This is a genomic window from Streptomyces sp. NPDC102402 (assembly GCF_044765765.1).
Taxonomy (GTDB): domain Bacteria; phylum Actinomycetota; class Actinomycetes; order Streptomycetales; family Streptomycetaceae; genus Streptomyces.
The window spans coordinates 238908-252523 of record NZ_JBIWKR010000009.1 but is presented as its reverse complement, the minus strand read 5'-3'; the positions used below and the strand labels follow the sequence as shown (position 1 = coordinate 252523).

Genomic DNA, 13616 nt, shown 5'->3' with positions numbered 1-13616 from the left:
GCTACGGTAGCAACTACCGGACATCACTGTCCGGTTGCGGCACGGGCCGCCCGCACACACACGGGGCGGTGCGTCCGCACACCCGTACGGACCACGTGCACCTGATGGCCGACGGGCTCCCCACAGACAGGAAGAGTGATCCCCCCATGCGACGACTCCCGGTCCGGTCCTTCGCGGCGCTCGCCATCACCGGCACGCTGGCCCTCACCGGATGCGGTACGGAAACCATCGGGTCCGACCGGGGCACACCGGCCGCCGGTGGCGCGGACAGGACCATCCGCGCCCACCAGGTCATGCAGTTGACGCAGGTGCACCAAGAGACCGGGATGACCCTGCTCGAAGGCCCCACGTTCGACGAGAACGGCAGACTGCTCGTCGTCGACGTCACGGCGCCCGCAGGGAAGCCGAAGGTGATGCGCGTCGACGTGAGGAAGAAGACGTCGCAGGGTGTTCACACCGATGACCGAGGGGCTTACACCTCAGCCCAGTTCAGCCCGTTCGACGGCCGCCTGTACCTGACCGACTACGCCCACGGTGAGGTGGTCAGCCTGGCTCCGGACGGTGGTGACCCGCGGACCTTCTTCTCGGGAGAAGTCGACGGAGCGAGGATGAACCCCGACGACATCGCCTTCGACCCGGAGGGGAACCTGTACGTCAGCGACTCACGCAGCCTGTCCACCGGCGACGCGCAGGGGCGCGTGGTGCGGATCGAGCGGGACGGCGAGAAGGCCACCGTCCTCGCCGAGGGGCTCGCCTCGGTGAACGGGATCTCCTTCGACGCGGACTACCGGGGTCTGTGGATCAGCGAACTCACACAGAACCGGATCTCCTACCTCCGCCTCGGTGGAGAGGGAAAGGTGACCTCCCGGCACACCGCCGTGCGCGTGGACGGCGGCATCGCCCAGACCGACTCGATCGCCGTGGACGCGGACGGCAACCTCTACCAGGCCCTCCACGGCCGCGCGGCCATGGCCGTGTACAGCAAGCACGGTGAACACCTCGCGACCATCGAGATCCCGGCCCGCACCAAGGGCCTCGAATCGGCCACGAACGTGGCGATCACGCCCGGCGGGACCAAGGCGTACATGACGGTCAGCGGACCGGCCGGCGGATACCTGTACACCTTCGACGCACTGGCGAAGGGCACTCGGCAGTCCAACGGCGGCTGACGCCGCCGGCGCTCACCCCTCGAAGGGCCGGACAGGCCCCACTTCGACGTCCACGAGCCGCCACGCGGCCTTCGCCCGGCGTTCCCGCACCTCGCGCGTGGGACCGCTGACGGCGCCGGAGACCATGGCGACGGCGAGCATGAGGTCGTTCGCCTCACCCAGCCGGTGCCCCTCGGGCAGGTGTTGCCGCAGGGCGGACTCGACGCGGCCCGACAGGACCAGGGCGTGCGCGAGGGCTTCCGAGTGGCTGGTGGCCCCATTGCCGTGCAGCAGGCCCAGAAACGCAGCCGACTCCTTCAGGTGCCAGGTCAGAACGCCGAGAACATCGGCGAAACGCGCCCCCTCGGCCGCGGCCGCCTGTTCGACCTGCCGCACGTTCTCCTCCAGCACGGCGATCGCCACGGCCGACCGGTCGGGAAAGTGCCTGTACAGGACGCCTTGCCCGACCCCGGCGCGCCGCGCGATCGCGGAGAGCGGGGCGTCCAGTCCGTGGGACGCGAAGATCTCTCGCGCGGCGACGATCAGAGCGTCCCGGTTGCGGGCAGCCACCTTCGGCCCGTGATTCGCGGGCCGCCGCTCGGCGGGCATAAGGGGCTGGGTCATCCCGAAAGGGTACCTCCGCGCGGAGTTCGACAGGTCGGCGCCGCCGTAGCCCCCGACAGGACCGGATGGCGGGGGTCTCGCAGATGAGCGGACCCCACAAGCCGGCCTCGGTCCAGTTCGTGAAGCGGCGACGCGCGGTGCCGGAGGATGTGCCGAACGTCAGCGGCAGATGGCGCCAGGCACGGACTCCTGCCAGCTCGCACACCACTGCCGTGCGCACGGCCCGCCCGTCGCATGGACCGGTCGCGCCACCACGAGGACTGAGGCCACGGCCGCTCGGCGCACGAGGTTCGGAATTCGATCCCGCGGGACCGATGATTTCTCCGCCGAGCCGCTGTCTCATCTGCATCAGGAGACGGCACCTCCACGCGAAGCGGAGAGAAGAGCATGTCAGCAACCAGCGGGCCGGCGGCCACCGTGAAGTCCGCGGTTGTCTCGAGTGACGGCACCCCCATCGCGTTCGAGCAGTCCGGCAGCGGGCCTGCGGTGATCCTGGTGTCCTCGGCTCTGGCCGACCGCTCCGACACCAGGAAACTCGCCCGGCTCCTCGCCCCGCATTTCACCGTCGTCAACTACGACCGCCGCGGCCGGGGCGCGAGCGGCAACAACGCCGACTACACGGTGGGGCGCGAGATCGACGACATCGCGGCGCTGATCGAGCATGCGGGCGGTTCTGCCTCGGTGTTCGGCAGTTCGTCCGGTGCGGTACTCGCTCTGCGCGCAGCCGCGGCCGGCCTGGACATCAAGCGCCTCGCGCTCTACGAGCCGCCCTTCGCCGTCGCCCCCGGCGACTTCGGACCGCCGCGGGACTTCGCACGGCACATCGACGGTCTGATCGCCGAGGACCGGCGCGGCGAGGCGGTCAAGGTCTTCATGACCAAGGCCCAGGGCATGCCCGCGTTCATGGTCGGATCGATGCGGCTGATGCCCGGAGTGTGGTCGAACCTCAAGGCGATGGCCCCTACCCTGCCCTACGACATCGCGGTCATGGGCGACACCCAGCAGGGCAGACCCCTCACCGCCGGGATGTGGTCGCCCGCGACTGCACCGACCCTGGTCATGACCGGGTCCAAGAGCCCGGACGGCTTCCAGAGCGCCGCGCGGGCGGTCACGGAGGTGCTGCCCGACGCCGGCCATCACACGCTCCAGGGCCTCAATCACGGAGCGGTGGTCATGGCGCCCAAGAAACTCGCGCCGAAGCTCATCGGGTTCTTCCAAGGCTGAACCCGTTCTCGGTACTCCGGCTTCCGACGGCGTCCGGAACTTGATCGCCCAGGCCGGATCCCACTCCCTCGTCCACGGCATGATCCACCTGGCCCGCGGCTACGCCGAGCACGGCATGACCGCCTACGTCGACATCCAGGAGCACGGGTTCGCAGCACAGGAGTACGGCTTCAGCGCGGTGCAGCACAGCGTGAGGTCGGCACCGGCTGCTTCGGCCAGATCTCTACGGCAGTCAACCCGGCCTCCTCCACCACCGCGCTGACCGGCTCCACCCAGGAACAGCAGTTCCACCAGGGCCTGTGTGAATCGCTGCGGCCGGCCTTCCACGGTCCGTCGGATCGAACGGCGTGACCGCGGCGGTCGCTTCAGCTTGCGGACATGGCTGGCACATGACGTCGTGTGCCAGGGTTGCGGGTATGGATCGGCAGTCTGAGAGCCCGGAACTCTGGGCGTTCCTGGAGTCCCTGCACTGCGGCGACATCCTGTCCGGCACCGTCGCGGCGGTCGAACGGTTCGGGGTCTTCGTGGCCCTGGACGACGGGCCTGATCATCCCACCCTGCCCGGTGTCGGGTTCCTCGGTATCCCCGAACTGTCCTGGCGGCGCTTCGATCATCCCACCGATGTTGTTCAGGTGGGGCAGCGTGTCGCCTGCGAGTTCCTTGGGTTCGACACCTACAACGCCGAGGCCAGGCTGTCCTTGAAGGCACTGGAGCGCGACCCCTTCCAGGATTTCGCCGAACGCACGGTGGGTGGCCAGGAATTCCGCGGGACGGTTGCGAAGGTGGTTCCCATCGGCATCTTCGTCGAGCTCGAGGACGGAATCTTGGGGCTGGTCCCGTCCAGAGAGATCGACGGGCGCCCTGCGGCGGGTCCGGCAGAGGGCTTCGAGGTCGGAGATGAGATTGCCGTCGTCGTCCGGGAAGTCGATCTGCCAGGCCGCCGGGTGTTCCTCTCCAGTCCGGAGAGCGGCCGGTACGCAGGGGGCGTGCTGCCCACGTGACGGCCTCCGTGCCCGGATCGTTGAGGTGAGCATGGGGCGGGGCGATCTCACAGATGCCGAGTGGGCACGGCCGCGGCCATCTCCTCCGGTCGGCAACGGGCGTTGTGGCAGGTGGCGGGATCGGTCGCGGGTTCCACGCCTGAGGAACACCGGGTCGCTGCCGGGCCGAGAGGCTCGGCGGTGCTGTGGAGGAGGGCGGGCGGCGGACGGTGGTCTGCTGCCCGCCCCGCTTGCGCTCCCCGCCGGACGGCCCCGGTGGCTCACGTCACGTCCCGGGGATCTGGACGGCGACGTCCGAGGAGCGCTCGACCCTCTATGGTGGCCGGTGCAGCTGGTTCGCCCTGCCCGCCAGGCAGACGCGTCGCAAGAGGGAACCCGGTGGGAATCCGGGACTGCCCCGCAGCGGTGAGTGGGAACGACCGCCGTCAAGAGCACTGGATCCGGACGGATCCGGGAAGCGACGGCCAGTAGGAGTCTGCCCCGGCAGATGTGCCCGCGAGTCCGAAGACCTGCCCGTTGCCCGTACGCGACCACTCGCGTACGGATATCCCGGTGACCTCGTGGGCGGGTCGGCGTACATACCAGGCAGAACCTCACGCCGAGGGCGTGCACGTGTTCCGTCCGGTGCGTCATCCCTTCGCGTCCGTGTCCTGTCTCCGGGATCTCAAGGAGTCATCTCGCGAAGGAGATTTCCGTGACAGCGAAGCCCGCGGCCGCGGCGGCACGAGCCACCGTGTACGGCTACCCCCGCCAGGGCCCGAACCGGGAACTGAAGAAGGCCATCGAGGGCTACTGGAAGGGCCGGATCACCGCCGCCGCCCTCCAGGAGACGGCAGCCGGACTGCGCCGGTCCAACTGGCGGCAACTGGCGGATGCCGGCATCCATGAGCTCCCCACAGGAGACTTCTCCTACTACGACCACGTCCTGGACACCAGCGTCATGGTCGGCGCCGTCCCGCAGCGGCACCGCGAGGCCGTCCACGCCGACTCTCTCGACGGCTACTTCGCGATGGCGCGCGGAACCCAGGACGTCGCCCCGCTGGAGATGACCAAGTGGTTCGACACCAACTACCACTACCTCGTGCCCGAGCTCGGCCCGGACACCGTCTTCACCGCGGACTCCTCCAAGCAGGTCTCCGAGCTCAAGGAAGCCCTCACGCTCGGACACACCGCCCGGCCCGTGCTCATCGGCCCTGTCACCTACCTTCTGCTCGCCAAGCCCGCACCCGGAGCACCGGCCGACTTCGAACCGCTCACCCTTCTGGACCGCCTCCTGCCGGTGTACGAGGAGGTGCTCGCCGATGTCCGCGCCGCCGGTGCCGAGTGGGTGCAGCTCGACGAGCCCGCTCTGGTCCAGGACCGCACATCCGCCGAGCTGAACGCCGCCGCACGCACCTACCGGGACCTCGGCGCCCTCACCGACCGCCCCAAGCTGCTCGTCGCGTCCTACTTCGACCGGCTCGGCGAGGCTCTCCCTGTTCTGGCGAAGGCCCCGGTCGAGGGCCTGGCGCTGGACTTCACCGGCGCGGCCGCAGCCAACCTCCGGGACCTCGCCGCCGTCGGCGGGCTCCCGGGAAAGAGGCTCGTCGCCGGTGTCGTCAACGGACGCAACATCTGGATCAACGACTACGAGAAGTCCCTGGCCACCCTCGCCACGCTCCTCGGCCTCGCCGACCGGGTCGATGTAGCCGCGTCCTGCTCCCTGCTGCACGTCCCCCTGGACACCGCGCCGGAGAAGGACATCGACCCGCAGATCCTGCGCTGGCTCGCCTTCGCCCGGCAGAAGACCGCCGAGATCGTCACCCTGGCCAAGGGGCTGTCCCAGGGCACCGGCGCGGTGACCGCCGAGATCGCCGCCAACCGCGCCGACCTCGCCTCCCGCTCCGACTCTCCTGTCACCCGCGATCCGGCAGTACGGGCCAGGGCCTCCGCGATCACCGACACCGACGGCCGCCGCTCCCAGCCCTACGGCGAGCGGGCCGCCGCCCAGCGCGCACACCTCGGCCTCCCCCTGCTGCCGACGACCACCATCGGCTCGTTCCCGCAGACCGCCGAACTGCGCACCGCCCGCGCGGACCTGCGGACCGGACGCATCGACACCGCCGGATACGAGGACCGCATCAAGGCCGAGATCGGTGACGTCATCGCCTTCCAGGAGAAGACCGGCCTGGACGTCCTGGTCCACGGTGAACCCGAGCGCAACGACATGGTGCAGTACTTCGCGGAGCAGCTGACGGGGTACCTCGCCACGCAGCACGGCTGGGTCCAGTCCTACGGCACCCGCTACGTCCGCCCGCCGGTCCTGGCCGGCGACGTCTCCCGCCCCGAACCGATGACGGTGCGCTGGACGACGTACGCCCAGTCGCTCACCGGCCGGCCCGTCAAGGGCATGCTCACCGGCCCGGTCACCATGCTCGCCTGGTCCTTCGTCCGCGACGACCAACCTCTGGGCGACACCGCCCGCCAGGTCGCACTCGCACTGCGCGACGAAGTGAACGACCTGGAACACGCGGGCACCTCGGTCATCCAGGTCGACGAGCCCGCTCTGCGCGAGACCCTGCCCCTGCGTGCGGCCGACCACGCCGCCTACCTGGCCTGGGCGACCGAGTCGTTCCGGCTCACCACCAGCGGCGTACGGCCGGACACCCAGGTCCACACCCACATGTGCTACGCCGAGTTCGGCGACATCGTCCAGGCCATCGACGACCTGGACGCCGACGTCATCAGCCTGGAGGCCGCCCGCTCCCACATGCAGGTCGCCCGCGAGCTGGCGGCACACGGATACCCGCGCGAGGCGGGTCCCGGCGTGTACGACATCCACTCGCCGCGCGTGCCCGACGCCGAGGAGGCCGCCGCACTGCTCCGCAAGGGGCTGAAGGCCATCCCCGCCGAACGGCTCTGGGTCAACCCCGACTGCGGCCTCAAGACCCGAGGCTGGCCCGAGACCAGGGCGTCACTCGAGAACCTCGTCACCGCGGCACGCACGGTCCGAGGCGAACTGCCCGCCTGCTGACCGGAACACTCCGAAGGCCGGGGCGCCCCTCAGGCGCCCCGGCCGCAGCACAGCGAGCAGTGGAGAAGTCCCCCGACCTCGATGAGGTCGTCACAGCGCTCCTCGGCTCACCCCAGGTGCGGCGGCCCCGGCGGGAAGGCCAGGATGCCCATGAGAGGAACACCACCGGATGAGTACCGGGCTCAGGCGTCTTCTGGTCATCGGCATCGGAGCCGGTGACCCCGACCATCTGACGTTGGCCGCCGTCAAGGCCATGCGCGGAGCGGATGTCTTCTTCGTTCTGGGCAAGGGCAACGGGAAGGACTCCCTCACCCGGTTGCGACGGGACATCCTCGATGAGCACGTGACGACGCCGTATCGCGTCGTCGAGGCCGACGATCCCCGGCGTGACCGCTCCCAGGAACAGGTCGCGGGCTATGCCGACGCGGTTCACGACTGGCGTCGTCGGCGTGCCGACGTCTGCGAGGAGCTGATTCGCGAAGAACTGGCCCCGGGGCAGTGCGGTGCGTTCCTTGTATGGGGTGACCCCTCGTTGTACGACGGCACCATCGCGATCCTCGATGACATCCGGGCCCGCGAGGAGGTGGCGTTCTCCTACGAGGTGATTCCCGGGATCAGCAGCGTCTCCGCTCTGGCGGCCCGGCACCGCATCAGTCTGAACCGGGTCGGCCGGCCGGTCCACATCACTCCCGGCCGACGGCTCTCCGAGAGCCTCCCGAACGACGACGGCGACATCGTCGTCATGCTCGACGCCCACGAAAGCTTCAGGCACCTTGCCGGCAGCGGCATATGGATCTACTGGGGCGCCTATATCGGTACCCCCGACGAGATCCTGGTCTCCGGACCGCTCGACGAGGTCTCCGACCGCATCCGCCGGGTGCGCGCCGAGGCCCGCGCCGAGCGCGGGTGGATCATGGATACCTGTCTGCTGAGGATCCACCCCGACGGCACCGAGGGCTAGGGACTCTTGTTTGGATCATGCTGTGCAAGGCCGCTGGGCTGGGTGCCGATCGGCCCTGCACGGTGGTGCGGAGGACTTCCGCGACGGCTCACTGGAGCAGTTCGAAGTGGGGGTGGTAGGGGGAGGACGGGCAAACGTGGAGCTGCAGGTTGTTGCCGCCGGTGATGTCGATCAAGGTGAAGTTGCCGTCCCGGGCGCCGAGGGGCGGCGGGCCCGGGGTCGGCCGGTCCTCCTTGGCGGTCCAGGTCGCGCTGCCACCGTCCCCTTCCCATGAGGCGATGGTGAGGAGCGGGACCGCCTCGGTGCCACACTCCAAACAGGCGCGGTCGACGGGGTCGGTGGGGCTCCAGAGGGTCCAGCCGCCGGTCTTCCAGCCGGGGGCGGTGCAGAGGTTGTTCAGGTAGAGCTCGCCCGGATCGTCGGCGTATGCGTTGTACTGCGCGGGGTCGATCGTCTCCCAGCGGCTCATGTCGTCCAGCTGGTCCCGGATCTCCTTGTCCAGCTCCATGGGGTTGGGATACTCGGTGATCTGCTCCGGTGAGAATGAGCAGGGCTCCGGGAGGTACCAGCCGTCCTGGACGATCGGCGGCTCGGGCGGTGCGTCGAGGACGTCGGTGACGGTGGCGGAGGACCGCCAGAAGAGGGCGGTCTTCGGGTGCGCCATCTCGTGATCGAAGGGGCACCACAGGACTTGGAGCAGGTCGGCGTCCGGCGGGCAGGGGAAGGGGATGTCGCGGGCGTACAACTGGGCGACGGGCACGAGAGGGATCGGGCCGTCGAACCATGGGCGGCCCGCCCTGATCAGATCCAAGGTCTCCTGTTCTTCGGGGGTCCACTCGGGTGCCTGGGGGTCGAGGTACAGGCGCTCGGCTGCTGCGGTGAGAACGCGGCGCTGGAGCCGGATGTCGTCCGGGGAGTTGATCCTGAGCGCCGCATGCTTGTCGTGCGGTTCTTCGCAGTGCGGCCACGGTTCGTCGGCGGGCCACAGGAGCGGCCCGCCGACGGAGCTGTCGTGCACGGTCGGCGATCCGGGCCGCGGGTGCAGCCGGGTCGCCGTGCGCGCCAGCGGGGCCAGTTGGGGGAAGAGCGCGGTGATGTCGAACGGCCTCGGCGGGGTGGTGAACGTGGCATTCATAGCGGGCATGTTGCCAGCAGCGTCTGACAACGGGGTGAGCGAGCGCTCCACCTCGTCTGACACCACACACCTTCTCTGAGTCAGCCGGCAGTCCAGAGGAAGATCTCAGCGATATGGAGTCTGGGCCGGGTAGTTGGTCGCGGTCTTCTCGCGGCCCGTGGCGATGCCGTGGCCGCTTGCTTCAGGCGGTTGATGCACCGGTCGACGGTGATGCGCTGCCTGTAGGTCTCGAGATCGAACGCCGACCGTCGTGGAGACCTCCGCCACAGCGGCTACTGCATCAGCTCGGTGTGGGGATGCTCCGGCGATGTCGGGCAGACGTAGAGCTGCTGCTTGTGGCCGCTGGCGATCTGGATGGCGGTCGGTTGCCTTGGGACAGGGTCGGTGCCGAGCGGTGCGACGCGGACGTCACGGGGGACGCGACCGCGGTCGTGCACTTCAAGGCCTCGGGCGCGCAAGATGTCGATCACGGCCTGACCCTCCGGGCTCGTGTGGTTGGAGGACGGGCTGATGGGACTCGGTTCTTCGTGATCCTTCTCCGGGATCCAGCTGCGGCTGCCGGCATCCCATTCGAAGGTGGGGATGGTCAGCAGGGGGACCATCGTGGTGTCGCAGGCCGGGCAGAACTGGGGCCTGGGGTCGGTGTAGCCCCAGGCGGCCCAGCCGCCGACTTTCCACCCGGGTGCGACGGACAGATTGCCCGTGTAGAACTCCCCCGGGTACGACGCGTACCGGCTGTCCACCGCGTCGCCGGCGGCCTCCCACTTGCTCCAGTCCCCGATCCGGGCCCGCACTTCCTTGCTCAGCTCCAAGGGGTTGGGGTATTCGGTGATCCGCTCCGGAGCGAGCAGGCACGGCTCGGGCAGGTAGCCGTCGAACTGCACCACGGGCGGTTCCGGGGGTGCGGCGAGGATGTCGCCGACCGTGGCTGCGGACCGCCAGAACAGCAGGGTCCTGGGCATGAACTGCATCGGAGGGTGATCGAAGGGGCACCACAGGACCTGGAGCAGATCCGCCCCGGCGGGCGCGCGCAGATCCGGCACGTCACACACGTACAACTGCGCCAGCGGCAACATCGCTATCGACCCGTCGTACGGCTGGCGGCTCGGCCTCGGTCTCGGGTAGGTCCGCGGGGGTTCTATGCGTCGGAGGGTCTTCCGTTCCTGCGGGGTCAGATCCCGGCCCTGCGCGTCGGCACGGATCCGGCGTCGCAGCCTCAAGTCCGCCGGCGACAGGGCCGGGTTCACCCCGTCCAGCTCGTGCGGTCCTTCGCAGTGCGGCCACGGTTCGTCGGCCGGCCACAGGAGCGGACCGCCGACGGAGCTGTCACGTGCTGACGGAGCCCCAGGCTGGGGGTGCAGCCGGGTCGCCGTGCGCGCCAGCGGAGCCAGTTGAGGGAAGAGCGCGGTGACGTCGAACGGCCTCGGCGGGGTGGTGAACAGGGCATTCATAGCGGGCATGGTGCCACCAGCCTCTGACACCGGGCAGAGCAGTCCTCCACCACTCCCACCACTCAGCTGATGTGCCCGCCGTGCCGGGGCTTCGGCGCGCCCGGAGGTACGAAGCACGCGGTGACGGTCTTGCCCGACGCCTGTGGATGCGTGGTCCAGCCGTCGGCAAGCGCGTCGACGATGGCCATTCCGCGCCCCCCGGTCGTCGTGAGGTCCTCGGGCTGCCTGGCGGGCGGCAGGGGATCGGAGTCGTGCACACTCACATGCAGGCAGTGACTGTCCCAGGTCAGAACCAGCTGGGCGTCGCTGTGTGCGTGCACGTGTGCGTTGGTGACCAGTTCGGAAACGCTGAGCAGTATCGCGTCGACCGTCTCGGGGGCGTCCCTGATCCACTCCAGGGATGCCAGGTGCTCTTGCGTCCATCGGCGGCCGGCCCGCACGCCTTGCGAGACCGGAAACGACTGAGCCCATCCCACCGCGCGCAGCGATGTGTCCTTCGTCATCGTCCCTCCCTCACTCGGCACTCCTCACCCTTGTACCCCCGGCTTCGAGGAGCACCCCCAAGGTCTTCCTGTCGGGGTCAGGGGCGCACACCTCATCTCCTCGCCCGGGCACGTACAACAAGGACGACAGGGCCTCCGGGAACCACTCGGAACGGGATCGCATGCCCGAGCTGCTTGGAGGCCCTGCTTTCACGCGCGGAAACCGCCGCAGTCTCCCGATCGGGACTCCCGTTCGTTCGGCACCTTCGAGATCGGGACCCGGGCAACGATCACTTACGTGCCGGGATGCTCCGGCAGGGCGAGCCAGTCCGACCAGGAGATCTCGCGGCCGAGGAAGCGCGGCTGCTCGAACGGCCAGTCAGCGGATATCCACTGCGGCACCAGCGCGTCGAGGGCCTGCTCGACCTTGCCGCCCACCAGATCGTCCACCACCCACCAGGAGATCTCGCCGTCCGCGCCGGCCCTCTCCGGTGGGTCGATGTAGACACAGCCGAGCAGAGCTGTCTCCGCCGCGTCGAACAACGCGTAGTTGAAGGACTGGTGTGCGCCGATCTCCTTCTCGTGCCGCAACAGCTCGGCTTGGTCGGCCTCGTAGGTCATGGTGGCCGCGGGCCAACCCCAGGCCGGGCCGAAGATGGTCCACAGCCGCTCGCGCGAACCCATCACAGCCGGATAGTCGAGCGGGGTGTCCGCCTCCCGGATCGGCCTCAGGTGATGGCCACCGCCCGGCAGCGGTATCAGGACGGGGTGGACGAAGTTTTCGGGAAGCCAGCTCATGGCGCCCGACCGTAGCAGCGCGCGACCGTCCGCTCGCCTGCATTCCCCCGCGTACCGCGAGGCCCTGCCCTCATGCCGGGCAGGGCCCGCGATCACCCGATCAAGACCCCCGTTCGATCGCCGGACTCCATGATCGGTACGGCAACGGCTTCTGAGCTTGTTCTTTATGGTCTGAGCTGGTCACGTTCGGCGATGGCCTCACGTATCCTGGCCGTTTTGCCCATGTTGTAACGGGTGGCCGGACGTCGGTTCTTCGAGCCGAGGGGTCTACCGGGGGGCCTGACCGGTTGGGTTTCGGCGCCCGGGCCAGACAGGGCAGGTCCGGACGCAGGTTTCTGAACCCCCCGGCGTACCCGGGCGGGGGTGAGCAGGCCGGGCTCGGCCGACTTCTCCCAGGGTCGGCGTAGATCCGCGACCAGCGGTCGGGCGAGACGGAGTTGGGTATGGGCCGCAATGATCAGCCAGGTCCACCTGTCACCCGCCTGGGGCGTGCGAAGTTTCGGGCCGGGTCCAGCCGAGGGTCTGTTTGATCATCCGGAAGGCGCGTTCCAGGTCGAATCTGCGCAGGAACGCCTGCCAGCGCAGGTCGACATCCTCGCCGGTCAGGCCGGTGGCCGACGTCCACAGCCAGACGGGGAGCCGCTGCGGCCGTAGACGTGACAGAACAGGCGGTCCGGACTGGTCGGCGCGTCCGGACGGAGCCAGTGGGTGACGTCCACCGCCAGGACCAGGCGTCCGTCGGCGGCCGCGACTGCGGCACGGCCAGCACCTGCCGCAGTCGCGGCACCTCGACGGTCCCGCAGTTGAGCGCCTTATACATCGCGCCGTGCCCGCGCCGGTGTTCTGCCGTCAGCGTGAGGTCCACCGGCGCGGTCACCGGCCCGTCCGCACACAACAATGCATCGGTCAGCTCGAACAGCGTGTCCCCCGCGCGCGGTCAGGCAGTCGAAGAAGTCGTCCCGGAAGCGTGACGCCACCGCGAACGGCTCCCGGACGGCATCGTGATGCAGCAGACTCATTCCCCACGTCCTTCGTACTGGTCAGGTGCCTCTTTGGTCGGAGCACAAGATCAGACGTAGGCCGTGTTCACGTTCCCGGAACCCTCGTACGAGCGAGTGCGATCACTCTGCAGTGCGAGGGCAGGTGGAGGTCTGCGGGGTGCTCAGCACGGCCACGACTCGGTCTCGGCCTGGTGAACCGTGATGCAACGCACGGCATGTCGTACGAGCATGTGACCATGCCCTTCGAGCCGAGTTCGCGTATACCGCGCTTGCCGGGGAACGACTGTCGGCCTGGACAGCCTTCAGACTCGCGTAGCGACGGGTTCGCGGGTGGCTGCATAAGCCTGATCGTCCTGCTCATCGAAATCCCGGTCGCCTTTCTGCTGGGACTGACGTCGGTCATCCGCGGATGGGGCCGTGCGGACGAGCAAACCGCGGCACCCCCGATGGACTGGGTTCCGGTCCTCTGGCTCGGCGGGTTCACATTGGGCGTGCTCGTGATCGCCGTGATCTTCCTGTACTCGGCACATCCGTTCGCAGGTGCAGTCCAACTGTTCGTGGCAGCCATTGCACTGTGTTTCACGATCGCTGCTTGGCACGACCAGTACGAGCGTGCCCACCCACCTCCGCTACCAACGAAGGGCGGGATGCCACCTTCGAACCAGGTGACCGACCGATAGGACCCACAACGATGGATGCCGAAGTACAAAGCCACACAGTCGCAGCAACTGGGGCAGCGATGCACACTCACCCCGCGAGCTGTCGCGGTCAGCCGCAG

11 protein-coding genes, 2 pseudogenes and 1 riboswitch are annotated in these 13616 nt (G+C 69.0%); of the genes and pseudogenes, 7 read left to right on the top strand and 6 right to left on the bottom strand.

The genetic code is table 11. From position 1 onward, the window contains the following. The first annotated feature begins 146 nt into the window (after window positions 1-146). Window positions 147-1169 carry an SMP-30/gluconolactonase/LRE family protein gene (locus ACIRJR_RS25685; protein WP_403784681.1) on the top strand — a complete coding sequence of 341 codons (1023 nt, stop codon included), beginning with the start codon at window positions 147-149 and terminating at the stop codon, window positions 1167-1169. Window positions 1170-1181: 12 nt separating this feature from the next. Here ACIRJR_RS25685 and ACIRJR_RS25680 read toward each other — a convergent pair whose 3' ends face one another. Beyond that, window positions 1182-1772, bottom strand: coding sequence for a TetR family transcriptional regulator (locus ACIRJR_RS25680; protein WP_403784679.1), 591 nt, complete (start codon window positions 1770-1772; stop codon window positions 1182-1184). A 387-nt stretch (window positions 1773-2159) separates the two neighbouring features. Between ACIRJR_RS25680 and ACIRJR_RS25675 the strand changes: the two genes are divergently transcribed. From ACIRJR_RS25675 to cobF, 5 genes and pseudogenes are all read left to right on the top strand, one after another. Then, entirely contained in the window at window positions 2160-2996 is an 837-nt protein-coding gene (locus ACIRJR_RS25675) for an alpha/beta fold hydrolase (protein WP_403784677.1), read from the top strand. A 43-nt stretch (window positions 2997-3039) separates the two neighbouring features. Continuing rightward, window positions 3040-3287, top strand: a pseudogene (locus ACIRJR_RS25670) (isocitrate lyase); the annotation flags it as partial. A 125-nt stretch (window positions 3288-3412) separates the two neighbouring features. Next, window positions 3413-3997 (top strand): S1 RNA-binding domain-containing protein, encoded by a 585-nt coding sequence (locus tag ACIRJR_RS25665; RefSeq protein WP_403784757.1) that lies wholly within the window; start codon window positions 3413-3415, stop codon window positions 3995-3997. A 315-nt stretch (window positions 3998-4312) separates the two neighbouring features. Beyond that, a riboswitch (cobalamin riboswitch) is annotated at window positions 4313-4529 on the top strand. Window positions 4530-4691: 162 nt separating this feature from the next. Further along, a complete protein-coding gene (gene metE / locus ACIRJR_RS25660; RefSeq protein WP_403784675.1) occupies window positions 4692-7010 on the top strand; it encodes a 5-methyltetrahydropteroyltriglutamate--homocysteine S-methyltransferase in 2319 nt (772 codons plus the stop codon). A 169-nt stretch (window positions 7011-7179) separates the two neighbouring features. Continuing rightward, a complete protein-coding gene (gene cobF, locus ACIRJR_RS25655; protein WP_403784673.1) occupies window positions 7180-7971 on the top strand; it encodes a precorrin-6A synthase (deacetylating) in 792 nt (263 codons plus the stop codon). An 88-nt stretch (window positions 7972-8059) separates the two neighbouring features. Here the strand turns inward: cobF and ACIRJR_RS25650 are convergent, their stop codons facing one another. The 5 genes and pseudogenes from ACIRJR_RS25650 to ACIRJR_RS25630 all read right to left on the bottom strand — a co-directional run bounded on the left by ACIRJR_RS25650 (window position 8060) and on the right by ACIRJR_RS25630 (window position 12856). After that, complete coding sequence (locus tag ACIRJR_RS25650) at window positions 8060-9106, bottom strand: hypothetical protein (RefSeq protein WP_403784671.1); 1047 nt, start codon at window positions 9104-9106, stop codon at window positions 8060-8062. A 272-nt stretch (window positions 9107-9378) separates the two neighbouring features. Continuing rightward, a complete protein-coding gene (locus tag ACIRJR_RS25645; RefSeq protein WP_403784669.1) occupies window positions 9379-10557 on the bottom strand; it encodes a hypothetical protein in 1179 nt (392 codons plus the stop codon). A gap of 62 nt (window positions 10558-10619) precedes the next feature. Beyond that, complete coding sequence (locus ACIRJR_RS25640) at window positions 10620-11060, bottom strand: ATP-binding protein (RefSeq protein WP_403784667.1); 441 nt, start codon at window positions 11058-11060, stop codon at window positions 10620-10622. A 273-nt stretch (window positions 11061-11333) separates the two neighbouring features. Continuing rightward, window positions 11334-11837, bottom strand: a complete 504-nt coding sequence (locus ACIRJR_RS25635) for a GNAT family N-acetyltransferase (protein WP_403784665.1) — start codon at window positions 11835-11837, stop codon at window positions 11334-11336. Window positions 11838-12001: 164 nt separating this feature from the next. Beyond that, window positions 12002-12856 (bottom strand): annotated as a pseudogene (locus ACIRJR_RS25630) (transposase). A 197-nt stretch (window positions 12857-13053) separates the two neighbouring features. Here ACIRJR_RS25630 and ACIRJR_RS25625 point away from each other — a divergent pair. Next, the gene (locus tag ACIRJR_RS25625; RefSeq protein ID WP_403784663.1) at window positions 13054-13518 is read left to right on the top strand and encodes a DUF6234 family protein; all 465 of its coding nucleotides are present in this window, start codon (window positions 13054-13056) and stop codon (window positions 13516-13518) included. Window positions 13519-13616 lie beyond the last annotated feature (98 nt).